A 14,380-nucleotide genomic window follows, 5' to 3' on the forward strand; every position below is an offset into this window, starting at 1 on the left:
GAGGGCGGCGTGGGGGCGGGTTCGACACGCCCGGTGGGGCGTTGTGGGGCGGTGGCGCGTGTTCAGCGGTGATGATGTCGGGGTGGGGGAGGACATCGGCACTGAGGGCAGGGCAGGCGGGCGGGCGCGTCGGTCGCCGGGCGCGTCGGGGCGTACACCGTCGGCCGGCGGGGCGCGTGGCCCGGAGCCCGGCGCGGCGGCCCGCGAATCCGGGCCGGGGGCGCGGGAGCCCGGGCCGGCGGGACGCGAGCCGGAGGCCGTGGCGGCGACCCCGCTGCGCGGTATCGACGCGGCCGGCGGGCTCGCCGCTCTGCGCGGCCTGCTGGACCGGCCGCTGACCTCCTACTACCTGCTGCTGTCCTGCGCCGGCCTGCTGCTGCTGATCGGGCTGACAATGGTCTTCTCGGCGACCAGCGTGAAGGACTACGCCGAGGACGGCAACGCCTCGGCCTCGGTGACCAAGCAGGCCATCTTCGCGGTGATCGGCATCGGTGCGTTCTGGGTCTGCCAGCGCCTGCCGGCCAGCACCTACCGCTCGCTGGGGCGGCCGCTGCTGTTCACCTCGATCGGGCTGTTGGTGGTGCTCAACCTGCTGGTCGCGTTCGCCCGGCTGACCGGTCAGGATTCGGCCAGCTTCGGGCCGGTCGAGGCGCATCTGAACTGGCTGTTCGTCGGCGGGATCCAGCTACAACCCTCCGAGCTGGCCAAGTTCGCGATGGTGCTCTGGGGTGCGCACCTCGTCGCCCGCAAGGGCGCCGCGCTCGGTTGGTGGCGCGAACTGGCCACCCCGCTCTTCCCGGTGGTCGGCCTCCTCTTCGTCCTGGTCGGATACAACGACACCGGCACGATGCTCTGTCTGCTGGCCCTGGTCGTGGGCCTGCTCTGGGCCGCCGGGGTGCGGATGCGGGTCTTCGGCGCCCTGGCCACGGCCGGCCTGGTCGGGATCGGCCTGCTCGTGGCGGTGGCCTCGCTGGGCGCCGGCTCCGGCGAGCGCGGCGCCGACAACTACCGCCTCGCCCGGCTGGACATGTTCTTCAACCCACCGGACCCGGAGACCTGCAAGCTCAACGACTGCCTCCAGTTCTACCAGGGACGGCTGGCCATCGAGCACGGTGGCTGGTTCGGTGTCGGGCTGGGCAAGGGCAGCCTGAAGTGGGACTGGCTCCCCGAGGCGCACAACGACTTCATCTTCGCGATCATCGCCGAGGAACTGGGCGTGATCGGGTGCGTCGTGGTGCTCAGCCTCTTCGCGGTCCTCGCGTACACCGGGTTCCGGATCGCCCGGCGGGTCGACGACCCGTTCCGCCGGCTCGCCGCCACCGCCGTGACCACCTGGCTGGTCAGCCAGGCTGTGATCAACATCGGTGGGGTGGTCGGGCTGCTGCCGATCACCGGTCTGCCGCTGCCGTTCATCTCCGACGGCGGAAGTGCCCTGGTGGTGACGTTGGCCGGCATCGGCATGCTGGCGTCCTTCGCGCGCGCCGAACCCGATGCGGCCAGAGCACTGCATGCCCGTCCGCCGGCCCGGTGGGTCCGACTACTCTGGGCCCCGTTGCCGCCGCTTCCCGGCCGGCGTCGCCGACCGGCGACGCCGCCCGCTGGCCGAGGGTCCGTGCCCCGGTCCCGCGAGCGGCGCCATGACGATCAGGCCGCGCCGCGCGGGGTCCGACAGGACCGCAGCCGCAAGGGTACGGCGAGCGAGAGGAGACGCTGATGGGTCCGCTGCGTTCGGTGGTGCTCGCGGGAGGTGGCACCGGGGGGCACGTCTACCCGCTGCTCGCCTTCGCCGACTGCCTGCGCCGACACGACCCGGGCGTCCGGATCACCTGCCTCGGCACACCCCGGGGCATGGAGAACGACCTGATCCCGCCGCAGGGCTACGACCTGCGGCAGATCCCGGCGTACCAGCTGCCCCGGTCGGTCAACATGAACCTGGTCCGCACACCGGGCCGGATGTGGACCGCGGCGCGCGCCGCGGGCAAGGTGATCGACGAGGTGCGCGCCGACGTGGTCGTCGGCTTCGGAGGGTACGTCTCGGTGCCGGCCTACCTGGCCGCGTGGCGCCGCGAGTTGCCCATGGTGATCCACGAGGTGAACGTGCCACCGGGCGTGGCCAACAAGCTCGGCATGAAGTTCACAAAGAACGTGGCCGTCGGCTTCCCGAACCAGCCGAGCCAGTCCGAGGCGCTGCGGGACGCGACGGTCGTCGGTGTGCCGCTGCGCCGCAGCATCGCCGGTCTGGACCGGTACGCGTTGCGTAACGCCGCCCGCGCCCACTTCGGGCTCCGCCCGGACCCGCCGGTGCTCTTCGTGTCCGGCGGCTCGTCCGGCGCCCGCTCGATCAACCTGGCGGTCTCCGGTGCGGCCAAGGAGCTGGCCCGCAACGGCGTGCAGGTGCTGCACGTGATGGGCGCCCGCAACGAGCCGGTGCCGATCCCCACCGACCTGCCGGTGCCGTACGTGACGCTGCCGTATTTGTCCGAGATGGAGCTCGGTTACGCCGCCGCCGACCTGATGCTGGCCCGGGGCGGGGCGATGACCGTCGCCGAGGTGGCCGCCATCGGGTTGCCCACGATCTACGTGCCGTACCCGCACAGCAACCAGGAGCAGCGGCGCAACGCGCTGCCCGTGGTGGAGGCCGGCGGTGGGCTGCTGGTCGACGACGCGGAGCTCACCCCGGACTGGCTGGAGCGCACCGTCATCCCCCTCATCCGCGACCCACAGCGGCTCTACAACATGGGTGCCGCCGCCGGGTCGTACGGCAGGCGCGACGGCGACGAGGCGCTGCGGTCCTTCGTGCTGGCGGCGGTGGCCCGATGACCGCGCAGTTCACCCCGGCCGGCACTCTCACCGCCGAGGACCTGGGCGCCGTCCACCTGATCGGAGTGGGTGGGGTGGGCATGCTCGGCGTGGCCCGGCTGTTGCTCACCCGCGGTATCCGGGTCTCCGGCAGCGACCTGCGGGAGTGGCCGTCGCTGGCCGGCCTGCGGGCGCTCGGCGGCACCATCCACCTCAGCCACGAGGTGACCAACCTCGACGGGGTCGACACCGTCGTCTACTCGTCGGCCATTCCCCAGGACCACCTGGAGTTGGTCGAGGCGCGTCGGCGCGGCCTGCGGGTGCTGCACCGCTCGGAGGCGCTCGCCGCGGCGATGACCGGCCGTCGGGCGGTGGCCGTCGCCGGCACGCACGGCAAGACCACCACCACCTCGATGGTGACGATGGTGCTCCAGCAGGCCGGTGTGGACCCGTCCTTCGTGATCGGTGGGGAGATCTCCGAGGTCGGCTCGGGCGCCCACCACGGCACCGGCGAGCACTTCGTGGTCGAGGCGGACGAGAGCGACCGCTCGTTCCTCATCTACCGCCCGTACGTCTCGATCATCACGAACGTCGAGGCGGACCACCTGAACACCTACGGCGACTACGCGACGCTGGAGGCGGCGTTCGTGGAGTTCGCCCGCCTCACCGACCCGGACGGGTTCATCATCACCTGCGCCGACGACCCGGGCGGTCGGCGGTTGGCCGAGAGCCTGCGGTCCGAGGGACGACGGGTGTTCACCTACGGGGAGGCCGCCGACGCCGACCTGCGGTTGACCGAGATGGTCTCCTCCGCACGCGGGGTGCGCTACCTGGCCGCGATCGACGGCCGGTCGCTGGGCGAGTTCCGGCTGCCGGTGCCGGGACGGCACATGGGGCTGAACAGCGCCGCCGCGGTGCTGGCCGCGTACCTGCTGGAACTGCCGCTGGAGGCGGCGGAGGCCGCGCTGGCGGTCTTCCCCGGGGTGCGACGGCGCTTCGAGCGCAAGGGTGTCGCGGACGGCGTGCTGGTCTACGACGAGTACGCCTACCACCCGACCTCGATGACGTTGGCGAACCAGACGTTGCGCGAGGTCGCCGGGGACGGCCGGCTGATCGTCGTCTTCCAGCCGTACCGGCTGTACCGCACTCGCGACAACCAGGCGGAGATCGCCGAGGCGCTGGCCATCGCCGATGAGGTGGTGCTCCTGGAGGTCTTCGGGCCGGGTGAGTTGCGTCAGCCCGGCGAGGGCTCGGCGGCGCTGATCGCGGCGGTCGATCTGCCCGCCGACCGCAAGGTCTTCGTGGAGTCGTGGGAGCAGGCCCCGATCGAGGTGGCCCGTCGCGCCCGCTCCGGGGACGTGGTGGTCACCATGGGCGCCCCGCCGATCTCGCTGATGGGCGACGAGTTGCTGGCCGCCCTGGGTGAGCGTACGGCCGGCTCGGCACCGACAGCGACGGTCGACCCGGTGGCCGCCGCCCCGGCGATCGGTGATCCGGTGCCGGGTGGGGCGACGTCCGGCGGCGACGGCGCGGCTCTCGGTGGCACCGCCGTGCCCGGCGGCTCGGCGCCCACGGCCGGATGAGTCCCGGCCCGGCCCGAGGGCGGACCAGCGCCGCCGACGGTGGCGCCCCGCGCCGCGGTCCGGCCCGGCGCTGGCAGTTGGTCCGGGCGGGCCGCGACGCGGTACCGCCCTCGACCCGCCGGTTCATGGCCCGTGCCCGGCAGCGTCGCATGCGTGCGGCGCTGCCGTGGGCGGTGGCCGCCGGGGTGCTCGCCCTGGCCGGGCTGGTCGCCTGGACGGTGCTCGGCACCGGGCTGTTCGGGGTTCGGGAGGTACGCGTGGAGGGTGCCGACCTGGTCACCCCGGTGCAGGTGCACGACGCGGTAGGGGTGCCGGACGGCGTGCCGCTGGCCCGTGTGGACCTGGCCGCCGTCGCCCGTCGGGTCGGCGCGCTGCCGGCGGTGGAGCGGGCCACTGTCTCCCGGGACTGGCCCGGCGCGCTGGTGGTGCGGGTGACCGAGCGGACCGCTGTGGCCGTGGTGCCGCAGGGCGAGGCGTTCGCCCTAATCGACCCGAGTGGGGTGGCCTTCCGGACTGTGGAGCGACGCCCCGCCGACCTTCCACAGGTGACTGTGGCCCGGCCGGCCGCCGACGACCCGGGCACCCGGGCCGCGCTGGAGGTGCTCGTCGCGCTGACGCCGCAGCTGCGCGCGGAGCTGGTGGACGTGAACGTGGCGGGGCTGGCCCGGATCAGCCTGCGGTTGCGAGGCGACCGGACGGTGGTCTGGGGCGACGCCACCCGGGGTACGGACAAGGCTCGGGTGGCCACCGCGTTGCTCGACCAGGACACCGACCGGATCGACGTGAGCGCGCCGGATGTGGTGACCTTTCGTTGACCGGTGAGCGTGCGAGGACGTGACCCGTGGCGCTCCGCGCGGCGACACGCCGCCCGGGTCCTTGGCTCATCGCGCGGTGGCGCTTACGTTGCCTCGAAGAGCTTCAGTGGTTGACATAACTGTAAGCCTCTAGTAGAGGGTTAGGGTTCACCCCTGATCCTCGTTGGTGACAGCTGTCGTCGGCCGCTGGTCTGGCCACGCCGTAACCGGTCGGCCGAAGCCAATCTCGAAGGAAAGGACCGGAGATGACACCTCCGCACAACTACCTGGCGGTCATCAAGGTCGTCGGCATCGGGGGTGGCGGCGTCAACGCCGTCAACCGGATGATCGAGGTTGGGCTCAAGGGCGTCGAGTTCATCGCGATCAACACCGATGCGCAGGCGCTGCTGATGAGCGACGCCGACGTCAAGCTCGACGTCGGTCGGGAGCTGACCCGTGGCCTGGGTGCCGGGGCCAACCCGGACGTCGGGAAGAACGCCGCCGAGGACCACCGCGACGAGATCGAGGAGGTCCTCAAGGGCGCCGACATGGTCTTCGTGACCTGCGGCGAGGGCGGCGGCACCGGCACCGGCGGCGCGCCAGTGGTGGCCAACATCGCCCGCAAGCTCGGCGCGCTGACCATCGGCGTGGTGACCCGGCCGTTCTCCTTCGAGGGCAAGCGCCGCCAGGTGCAGGCCGAGACGGGGATAGACGAGCTCCGCAACCAGTGCGACACGCTGATCGTCATTCCGAACGACCGGCTGCTGGCCCTGGGCGACCGCAACATCAGCATGATGGACGCGTTCCGCACTGCCGACCAGGTGCTGCTCTCGGGTGTGCAGGGCATCACCGACCTGATCACCACCCCGGGTCTGATCAACCTGGACTTCGCCGACGTCAAGAGCGTGATGAGCGGTGCCGGCAGCGCGTTGATGGGCATCGGCAGCGCCCGCGGCGAGAACCGCGCGGTCGAGGCGGCTGAGGCGGCCATCTCCAGCCCGCTGCTGGAGCAGAGCATGGACGGCGCGCGCGGCGTGTTGCTCTCCATCGCCGGCGGCTCCGACCTGGGCCTGTTCGAGATCAATGACGCAGCCCAGCTGGTCACCGACGCGGCCCACCCGGACGCCAACATCATCTTCGGCGCGGTCATCGACGACGCGCTCGGTGACGAGGTGCGGGTGACTGTCATCGCGGCGGGCTTCGACGGCGGCACGCCCGCGTACAAGGCGGCCGAGCCGACCCGCAAGTCCAACACCAACCAGCCGGCGCCGCAGAGCGCCCCGGCGCCGACGCCGGCCACCAACCCGACTCCGGCCCAGTCGCCGCGTCGCGTGCTCTTCGACGACGTGGACGTTCCCGACTTCCTCAAGAACGGGTCCTGAGCACCGCCGATGACCGACAGCTCAGCCACGGTACGGCCAGATCGGCACGCCGAACTCGCGGCCGGTCTGGCCCAGGTTCGGTCCCGGCTCGATGACGCCTGCGCGCAGGCCGGCCGGGACCGTGCCGAGGTAACCATGATCGCCGTGACGAAGACCTACCCGGCCAGCGACGTGTTGGCGCTGGCCGGGCTCGGGGTGACCGACATGGGGGAGAACCGCGACCAGGAGGCGGCCGGCAAGGCCGCCGAGGTGGCTGCCGCCGGGGTGCGTCCCCGCTGGCACTTCATCGGGCAGTTGCAGCGCAACAAGGCCCGTTCGGTGGTCCGCTACGCCGACGTGGTGCACTCCGTCGACAGTGTGCGGCTGGCGCGGGCGTTGGCCACCGCGACCGCGGAGCGGCAGGAGCCGCTCGACGCGCTGGTCCAGGTGAGCATCGACGGCGACGCGGCCCGGGGCGGGGCCCTGCCCGGCTCGGCGGATCCGGCCGCCGGTCTGGAGCCGGTGGCCGAGGCGCTGGCCGACGCGCCGGGGATGCGTCTGGCCGGTCTCATGGCTGTCGCTCCGCTGGGGTGGGAGCCGGAGCGGGCGTTCGCCCGGCTCGCGGAGGTCGCCGGCGCGTTTCGGGCTGTCCATCCGGGAGCCACGGCGTTGTCCGCCGGTATGAGCGGAGATTTCGAAATCGCGATCCGTTACGGCGCGACACATGTCCGCGTCGGTAGCGCGTTGCTCGGAATGCGTCCCACGCTGCGGTAGCCTGACCGCGAGACAAGCAAATTACATCAGTGTTGTTTCAGGGGCGGGCGTCTCCTAGTCGGGGGTCGTGGCGCGCGACGCGAATCGCGCGCCGGGGGATTGCCGTTCCGGTCCGATGGGCATGGTTGTCCACTCGCGACGGGCGACATGGCACGGGGGCGCGTGCCGCACGGCGGACGGAAGGGCGCGGGATGGGTGCACTGCGCAAGGCGGGGGTCTGGCTCGGTCTGGTCGAAGAAGACGACGAGCGGGCCTACGACGACGGTGGCTACGACAAGGGTGGCTACCGCGACTCGCGTTACCGGCAGAGCCGGTATGCCGAGGAGTTCGCCGACGACGACGAGGATGACGCCGAGGAGCCACCGGCTCCGCGGCCGCGCGACAGCGGGCGGGGTCGACTCTCCGAGCGGTCGAGCGGGCGGTTGAGCGAGTCCGAGCGCGGTGACGGTGAGCGGCCGGAGCGGATCGAGCGGTCCAGCGTCCGGTCGATCACCCGGTCGTCGGCGGGCGAGACCTCCGGTGCGCTGACCTACCACACTCGGGACAACCTCGCCCTCGCGCCGCAGGTCACGTCGCGCGAGCGAGCCCTGCCCGAGGAGGAGCAGCGTTACCAGATCACCACGCTGCACCCCACCACCTACCGGGAGGCGCGCACCATCGGTGAGCACTTCCGCGACGGCGTCCCGGTAATCATCAATCTCACCGAGATGGATGAGGCCGATGCCCGCCGTCTGGTGGACTTCGCCGCCGGACTGGCGTTCGGCCTGCGCGGTACGATCGAGCGCGTGACCAATCGGGTGTTCCTGCTCTCACCGGCTAACGTCCAGGTCACCGCAGAGGACAAAGCCAAGATCGCTGAGGGCGGCTTTTTCAGTCTGAGTTGATCCCGCCCGACCCGAGGGACGTCGCTGACCGTGTTGTCGATCTTACTGCAAGTGCTGTACCTGATCCTTTATGTCTTCCTGCTCCTTCTTCTGTCCCGGTTCGTGTTGGGCGCCGTCCTGCAGTACGGCCGTCGCTGGCAACCGGGGCGTGGAGCATCCGCAGGATTGGAATCCGTGTGGAGCGTCACTGATCCCCCTCTCAACGCGTTGAGGCGTGTGATCCCTCCGCTGCGAATTGGTACCGTGAGCATCGACCTGGCCTCCCTTGTGCTCCTGGTTATCCTGTTCGTGCTGATGGAGTTCGTGTTAGGGCCGTCGATCAGGGCATCTGCCTGATGACCGACGCGCTTTCGCGGCCGCAACTGACCCGAGGAGTTTCGATGCCGCTGACCCCGGCCGACGTCCACAACGTCGCCTTCAAAAAGCCGCCGATCGGCAAACGGGGGTATGACGAGGAGGAGGTCGACGCCTTCCTTGACGAGGTCGAGCGCGAGCTCGCCCGTCTCATCGAGGAGAACAACGAGCTGCGCGCCCAGGTGGAGCGCGGTGGCCGTGGCGGTGCTCCCGCCGGCCCCGGCGGCGACGCCCGACTGGCGGCGGAGCTCAACGATGTCAAGGCCCAACTGGACCGGGTGCAGCGCGACAAGTCGGCGGCCGAGCAGGCTGCCCGCGCGATGCAGGCCGAGCTGGAGCAGGTCCGCGCGACCGGCGGCCCGGCCGGCGGCGTCACCGGTGACGGTGAGCAGCAGGCCCTGCGCGTGCTGATGATGGCCCAGCGCACCGCTGACGACCACGTGTCCGACGCTCGCCGCGAGGCCGACCAGCTGCTGTCCGAGGCTCGCAGCAAGGCCGAGGAGGTGACCCGGGAGGCGCGCGCCAAGGCTGACGCCCTTGAGCGGGACGCCCGCCAGCGGCACCAGGAGGCCATGGGCGGCCTGGACGCCAAGCGCACGGCTCTGCAGAAGCACATCGAGGAGCTCAAGCAGTTCGAGCGCGAGTACCGCACCCGGCTCAAGGCGTACCTGGAGAGCCAGCTGCGGGACCTCGACGGTCGTGGCCAGGGCCTCGAGGCCGAGATGACCCGCTCCGAAGCCGGCCGGGTCGCTGGCGGCAACGGGCTGGCCGCAGCGGGTCTCGCTGGTTCGTACGGCGGCGGCGGGCGCTCCGGCGCCCTCGAAGCCGGACGCTGAGCACCGGCCGGCGATCGCTGTCCGCCAATGGTGACGGTCGCCGGCCTGGCCTGGACAGTTCGACGCGGCGGGGGTGAGCCGTGATAGTCGCAAGTCTTCTGCTCATCCTCGTCGCGGTGGTGCTACTGGTGCTCGGCCTGGCCGGTGGCTCCAGCTTCTTGTTGGTCATCTCCATCGCGGCCAGTCTGCTGGCCGCCGTGGCGTTGGTGGTGGGCGCCCGCCAGGCAGCCGCCAACCGCGCCATGGCGGATCCCGGCCGGACCGACCGACGGCACCCCGACGCACCCCGCACGGCCAGCCAGGCCACACCGGGTGTCGCGTACGGGCCGCCGCTGGTCGAGCCGGAGGTACCGGTCCAGCACGTGCCCACGACGTTTGGTACCGGCGGCACCGGGTGGCGGCAACCACCCGAGCCGCCGGTCGACCAGGCGCCACCGGTTGACAGTGCGCCGCCGATCGATGAGGCCCCGCCGCGCGTCGATGACGCGTCGCCGTTGGTGGGCGCGGCGGACGAGCCGCCCGCGCGGGCCCGTCCGGTAAGCCCGGCGTCGCCGTTCGCGGCGTCGACCGATGACGTGTTCGACCCGGCGATCGCGGCGGTCGACGAGCCGGCCGCCCAGCAGATCACGGCCGCCGAGGCGGCCCGGGTGGCCCGACTGCTCGACGCCGTCGAGGTCGTCGACGGCCGCCCCCGTTACCACCTGGACGGCTGCCCCCACCTGATCGGCTGGCAGCCCGAGACGTTGCCGGTCGCCGAGGCCGTGGAACTCGGCTTCACCCCGTGCGCGCACTGCGCGCCGGCCACTGCTCTCCTCGCCGACGCCCGGCCGATCTGAAGCGGTGCCGGTGCCCGCGGAGGACACGCTCACAGTGGCGGTACGGGTGAAGCCCGGCGCCTCCCGGGACCGGGTGGGTGGCCGGTTCGACGGCCCGCACGGGCCCGCCCTCGTGATCGCGGTCCACGACCCGGCGGTCGACGGTCGGGCCACCGAGGCCGCCCGCCGGGCGTTGGCCGGCGCGTTGGGCGTCCGACCGGCCGCCGTGTCACTGCGTACCGGCGCGGCCAGCCGGGACAAGCTCTTCCTCGTCGATCGGCCCGGCCCGGAGTTGCCCGGGGTGCTGCGCCGCCTGCGCGACGGATCCGCCGAGTGAGGACAGCCCAGGCAAGGCAGCCGTGACGCCCGGGTTGGACATCGCGCTGCTGCTCGGTGCGGCAGTGCTGCTGGTGGCTGTCGGCGCGGTGCGACTCTCCACCCGCCTCGGTGTGCCCAGCCTTCTGGTCTACCTGGCTCTAGGCGTGGCGATCGGCGAGAGCGGGTTGGGCATCCGTTTCGACGACGTCGAGCTGACCCGGACCCTCGGCTTCTGCGCGCTGATCGTGATCATCGCGGAGGGCGGCCTCACCGCCCGGTGGACCACGCTGCGCCCGGTGCTCGGGCTGGCCTCCGCGCTCTCCACCGTCGGCGTGATCGTCAGCATCGTGGTGGTCGGCGTGGCAGTGCACCTGCTGCTGGGGCTGGACTGGCGGTTGGCACTGCTCTACGGCGCGGTGCTCTCGTCCACCGACGCGGCGGCCGTCTTCGCCACCCTGCGCCGACTGCGGTTGCCGCCCCGGCTCGTGGCGACACTGGAGGCCGAGTCGGGGATGAACGACGCCCCGGTGGTGCTGCTGGTGGTGCTGCTGTCCCACAGGGGTTTCGCGCACCCGTGGTGGTACGAGGTCGCGCTGGTCTGTTACGAGCTGGGCGTCGGTGCGGCGGTGGGCGTGGCCGCGGGCGTCGCCGGCACCTGGGCGCTGCGCCGGGCGGCGCTGCCCTCGGCCGGGCTCTACCCGATCGCCGCGGTGGGCATCACCGTGCTGGCGTACGCCGCGGGGGCCGTTCTGCACGCCTCGGGCTTCCTCGCCGTCTATGTGGCCGGGGTGCTGCTGGGCAATGCCCGCCTGTCGCACCGGCAGGCGATTCTCGGTTTCGCGGACGGGCTTGCCTGGCTCGCCCAGATCGGGTTGTTCGTGCTGCTCGGGTTGCTGGCCTCGCCGGGCCGGCTGGACGCGGCGGTGTTGCCCGCGGTGGTCGCCGGGCTGGCTCTGGTGCTCCTGGCCCGGCCGTTGTCGGTGGCCGTCACGGCGTTGCCGTTTCGGGTCGGCCTTCGAGAACAGGCGTTCCTGTCCTGGGCTGGGCTGCGCGGGGCGGTGCCGATCGTGCTGGCCACCATTCCGCTCTCCGAGCGGGTGCCCGGCGCGGAGCGGCTCTTCGACGTGGTCTTCGTGCTGGTGGTGATCTTCACGTTGGTGCAGACCGGGACGCTGGGGCCGTTCGCCCGCCGGTTGCGGGTGACAGCGCCGGCCGAGGCCGCCGAGATCCACGTGGAGACCGCGCCACTGGAGCGAATGCGGGCGGACCTGCTCCAGGTGGAGGTGCCACCGGGCTCGCGACTGGCCGGCGTGCACGTCGACGAGTTGCGCCTTCCGCTGGGCGCGTCGGTGACCCTGGTGCTGCGCGACGGCGTGGGCTTCGTGCCCGCACCGGACACCCGGTTGAAGACCGGCGACAGTCTGCTGATCGTGGCGACCGCCGGGGTGCGGGACGCGGCGGAACGGCGGTTGCGGGCGGTCAGTCGGCGGGGTCGCCTGGCCCGATGGTTTGGTGAGTACGGGGATGAGGTGCCCAATTGATCTGCTAGCGTTCCCTTTGCCCCGGTTAGGCAGGGCTAGGGGCTGTTAGGCGGAGCGACGGTGCGGCACGTTGTCGGACGCCTGTACGTTCCGTATTCTTGCCAATCTCCGGAGTGCGCGGCCATCGTCGCCGTGCGCCCCTTTTCGTACTAGGGGACGCCTGGTCGGCGCCCCCTGACCAGGCGCCGCGGACCGCGCGGTTCCCCGGCCGAGGGAGCGACCCATGGCGAAGCCATCCGACACCAGGACCGCCGGGCGCAAGCCGGCGGCGAAGGCCACCCGCAGCACCGCGGAGACCGAGAAGATCCGGGCGGCGCTGGCGGCGCGGCGGGACGAGCTTCGTGCCGAGTACGATCAGACGCTGAGTGAGATCACCGAGCTGCAGCGCGATCGGCTGACCGACTCGGCCGGGGACGACCAGGCCGACACGGGCACCAAGACGCTCGAGCGGGAGCAGGAGATCTCTCTCGCCAACAGCATTCTGGAACGGATCACGCAGGTGGAGCGCGCTCTGGAGCGTCTCGACGAGGGTGGTTACGGCTGGTGCGAGCGGTGCGGCAACCCGATCCCGGTCGAGCGCCTCGCCGCCTTCCCGTCGGCCACCCTGTGTGTGACGTGCAAGCAGCTGGAGGAGCGGCGCTGAGGTCCGTTCCCCGGCGGCGATGAGACGGTGAGCGATCACCGCCAAGACTGTCGATGGGGAGCGCATGACCGCAGTACCGTCCGCCGAACCCGGCCGCACCGATCCGGGCGGCGGCACCCGCCGGTCCCGGGCCGTCGCGATTCTGGCCGGAGTCGCCCTGGTGGCCCTGCTGGCCGACCTGGTCACCAAGCATCTCGCGCTGGCCGCGCTGACCGACCGGGAGCCGGTCCGCCTGCTCGGCGGTTTCGTCTACCTGAGCCTGACCCGCAACAGCGGCGCGGCCTGGAGCATCGGCGCGGACCACACCTGGGTCTTCCCACTGATCACCATCGGTGTGGTCGGCTGGATCGTCTGGATGGCACTGCGGCTGCGCTCGCTGCCCTGGGCGGTTTCGCTCGGCCTGGTGCTCGGTGGCGCGTTGGGCAACCTCGTCGACCGGATCTTCCGGGCGCCGTCCCCGTTCCACGGGCACGTCGTCGACATGATCAGCCTCTTCGACCCGTACGGTCAGGTCTGGCCGGTGTTCAACCTGGCCGACAGTTCGCTGGTCTGCGGCGTGCTTCTGGCCGTCCTGTTGGAGCTGACCGGCCGCCAACGTGACGGCCGGCGGGCGGGGCGCGACGGCGACCCGGCCACGACGGACGCCGCCGCGCCGGGCGCCGCCGCGCCGGGCGCCGAGCAGCGGGAGCGGGCATGACCTCCGCGTTCGCCGCTGGCGGCGACCACCGTTCCCTTCCGGTTCCGGACGGCCTCGACGGCATGCGCCTGGACCAGGCCGTGTCCCGCCTGTTCGGGCTCTCCCGCACCGCCGCTGCGGCCCTTGTCGACGCCGGGGACGCGCTGGTCGACGGCTCCGCCCGGCCCAACTCGCACAAGGTCAAGGCCGGCTCCTGGCTGGACGTCACGCTGCCCGCCCCGGTCGCGCCGCCGACTGTGGTGCCGCAGGCGGTGCCCGGCCTGCGGGTCGTCTACGCCGACGACGACATCGTCGTGGTCGACAAGCCGGTCGGGGTGGCCGCGCACCCGAGCCCCGGGTGGACCGGGCCGACGGTGATCGGCGCGCTCGCCGCGATCGGGCACCGCATCTCCACCAGTGGCGCCGCCGAGCGTCAGGGCGTGGTGCACCGGCTCGACGTGGGCACCACCGGGATCATGGTGGTGGCCAAGAGCGAGCAGGCGTACACGGCGTTGAAGCGGGCCTTCAAGTACCGCGAGGTCGACAAGGGCTACCACGCTGTGGTGCAGGGTCACCTGGACCCGCTGCGGGGCACCGTCGACGCGCCGATCGACAGGCACCCCACCCACGACTACCGCTGGGCGGTGGTCTCCGGCGGTAAGCCGAGCATCACCCACTACGACACTCTGGAGGCGTTCCCGGCGGCGAGTCTGGTCGACGTCCGGCTGGAGACCGGCCGGACCCACCAGATCCGGGTGCACTTCTCCACACTGCGGCACCCCTGTGTGGGTGACCTCACCTACGGCGCCGATCCCACCCTCTCGGCCCGTCTCGGCCTGGCCCGACAGTGGCTGCACGCCCGCGAACTGAGCTTTTTGCACCCCCGAACGGGGGACGAGGTCCGGTTCGTCAGCGACTACCCTGACGACCTGGACCGTGCGCTTCAGATCCTGCGTGACTGAGCGGCGACCGCCCGACACCGTTCCACAGAGGGGATCCCGC

15 protein-coding genes are annotated in these 14,380 nt (G+C 72.0%); all 15 read left to right on the forward strand.

The features are described 5' to 3' along the window. Positions 1-259 precede the first annotated feature (259 nt). The 15 genes from AB0C19_RS27575 (at position 260) to AB0C19_RS27645 (ending at position 14,340) form a co-directional block, all read left to right on the forward strand. Complete coding sequence (locus AB0C19_RS27575) at positions 260-1,714, forward strand: putative peptidoglycan glycosyltransferase FtsW (protein ID WP_357190071.1); 1,455 nt, start codon at positions 260-262, stop codon at positions 1,712-1,714. Then, the gene (gene murG / locus AB0C19_RS27580; protein WP_357189968.1) at positions 1,714-2,820 is read left to right on the forward strand and encodes an undecaprenyldiphospho-muramoylpentapeptide beta-N-acetylglucosaminyltransferase; all 1,107 of its coding nucleotides are present in this window, start codon (positions 1,714-1,716) and stop codon (positions 2,818-2,820) included. Before AB0C19_RS27575 ends, murG begins: the two co-directional genes overlap by 1 nt. Next, positions 2,817-4,382, forward strand: coding sequence for a UDP-N-acetylmuramate--L-alanine ligase (gene murC / locus AB0C19_RS27585; RefSeq protein WP_357189970.1), 1,566 nt, complete (start codon positions 2,817-2,819; stop codon positions 4,380-4,382). The genes murG and murC overlap by 4 nt, the downstream gene beginning before the upstream one ends. Continuing rightward, positions 4,379-5,197, forward strand: coding sequence for an FtsQ-type POTRA domain-containing protein (locus tag AB0C19_RS27590; RefSeq protein WP_357189972.1), 819 nt, complete (start codon positions 4,379-4,381; stop codon positions 5,195-5,197). The genes murC and AB0C19_RS27590 overlap by 4 nt, the downstream gene beginning before the upstream one ends. A 245-nt stretch (positions 5,198-5,442) precedes the next feature. Beyond that, a complete protein-coding gene (gene ftsZ, locus AB0C19_RS27595; protein ID WP_357189974.1) occupies positions 5,443-6,558 on the forward strand; it encodes a cell division protein FtsZ in 1,116 nt (371 codons plus the stop codon). Positions 6,559-6,567: 9 nt separating this feature from the next. Continuing rightward, complete coding sequence (locus tag AB0C19_RS27600) at positions 6,568-7,311, forward strand: YggS family pyridoxal phosphate-dependent enzyme (RefSeq protein WP_357189976.1); 744 nt, start codon at positions 6,568-6,570, stop codon at positions 7,309-7,311. 191 nt (positions 7,312-7,502) lie between these two features. Next, positions 7,503-8,195, forward strand: coding sequence for a cell division protein SepF (sepF, locus tag AB0C19_RS27605; protein ID WP_238667380.1), 693 nt, complete (start codon positions 7,503-7,505; stop codon positions 8,193-8,195). Positions 8,196-8,225: 30 nt separating this feature from the next. After that, complete coding sequence (locus AB0C19_RS27610) at positions 8,226-8,531, forward strand: YggT family protein (protein WP_357189979.1); 306 nt, start codon at positions 8,226-8,228, stop codon at positions 8,529-8,531. A 44-nt stretch (positions 8,532-8,575) separates the two neighbouring features. Next, entirely contained in the window at positions 8,576-9,385 is an 810-nt protein-coding gene (locus tag AB0C19_RS27615; RefSeq protein ID WP_036411965.1) for a DivIVA domain-containing protein, read from the forward strand. 80 nt (positions 9,386-9,465) lie between these two features. Beyond that, positions 9,466-10,221: a hypothetical protein gene (locus tag AB0C19_RS27620; protein ID WP_357189981.1), complete on the forward strand. Its 756-nt coding sequence runs from the start codon at positions 9,466-9,468 to the stop codon at positions 10,219-10,221. A 10-nt stretch (positions 10,222-10,231) separates the two neighbouring features. Beyond that, entirely contained in the window at positions 10,232-10,537 is a 306-nt protein-coding gene (locus AB0C19_RS27625) for a DUF167 domain-containing protein (RefSeq protein WP_357189983.1), read from the forward strand. 22 nt (positions 10,538-10,559) lie between these two features. Beyond that, a complete protein-coding gene (locus AB0C19_RS27630) occupies positions 10,560-12,059 on the forward strand; it encodes a potassium/proton antiporter (RefSeq protein WP_357189985.1) in 1,500 nt (499 codons plus the stop codon). Between the two features lie 223 nt (positions 12,060-12,282). After that, positions 12,283-12,702: a TraR/DksA C4-type zinc finger protein gene (locus tag AB0C19_RS27635; RefSeq protein ID WP_124854350.1), complete on the forward strand. Its 420-nt coding sequence runs from the start codon at positions 12,283-12,285 to the stop codon at positions 12,700-12,702. 64 nt (positions 12,703-12,766) lie between these two features. Continuing rightward, positions 12,767-13,399 carry a signal peptidase II gene (gene lspA, locus AB0C19_RS27640; protein ID WP_357189988.1) on the forward strand — a complete coding sequence of 211 codons (633 nt, stop codon included), beginning with the start codon at positions 12,767-12,769 and terminating at the stop codon, positions 13,397-13,399. After that, positions 13,396-14,340: an RluA family pseudouridine synthase gene (locus AB0C19_RS27645; protein WP_091407730.1), complete on the forward strand. Its 945-nt coding sequence runs from the start codon at positions 13,396-13,398 to the stop codon at positions 14,338-14,340. Before lspA ends, AB0C19_RS27645 begins: the two co-directional genes overlap by 4 nt. Positions 14,341-14,380 lie beyond the last annotated feature (40 nt).

Source organism: Micromonospora sp. NPDC048842 (genome assembly GCF_040649935.1).
GTDB lineage: Bacteria > Actinomycetota > Actinomycetes > Mycobacteriales > Micromonosporaceae > Micromonospora > Micromonospora hortensis.

Coding starts and splice junctions, on each gene's coding strand:
- murG (WP_357189968.1), top strand. CDS start 1,714: ATGGGTCCGCTGCGTTCGGTGGTGCTCGCGGGAGGTGGCACCGGGGGG.
- murC (WP_357189970.1), top strand. CDS start 2,817: ATGACCGCGCAGTTCACCCCGGCCGGCACTCTCACCGCCGAGGACCTG.
- AB0C19_RS27590 (WP_357189972.1), top strand. CDS start 4,379: ATGAGTCCCGGCCCGGCCCGAGGGCGGACCAGCGCCGCCGACGGTGGC.
- ftsZ (WP_357189974.1), top strand. CDS start 5,443: ATGACACCTCCGCACAACTACCTGGCGGTCATCAAGGTCGTCGGCATC.
- AB0C19_RS27600 (WP_357189976.1), top strand. CDS start 6,568: ATGACCGACAGCTCAGCCACGGTACGGCCAGATCGGCACGCCGAACTC.
- sepF (WP_238667380.1), top strand. CDS start 7,503: ATGGGTGCACTGCGCAAGGCGGGGGTCTGGCTCGGTCTGGTCGAAGAA.
- AB0C19_RS27615 (WP_036411965.1), top strand. CDS start 8,576: ATGCCGCTGACCCCGGCCGACGTCCACAACGTCGCCTTCAAAAAGCCG.
- AB0C19_RS27635 (WP_124854350.1), top strand. CDS start 12,283: ATGGCGAAGCCATCCGACACCAGGACCGCCGGGCGCAAGCCGGCGGCG.
- lspA (WP_357189988.1), top strand. CDS start 12,767: ATGACCGCAGTACCGTCCGCCGAACCCGGCCGCACCGATCCGGGCGGC.
- AB0C19_RS27645 (WP_091407730.1), top strand. CDS start 13,396: ATGACCTCCGCGTTCGCCGCTGGCGGCGACCACCGTTCCCTTCCGGTT.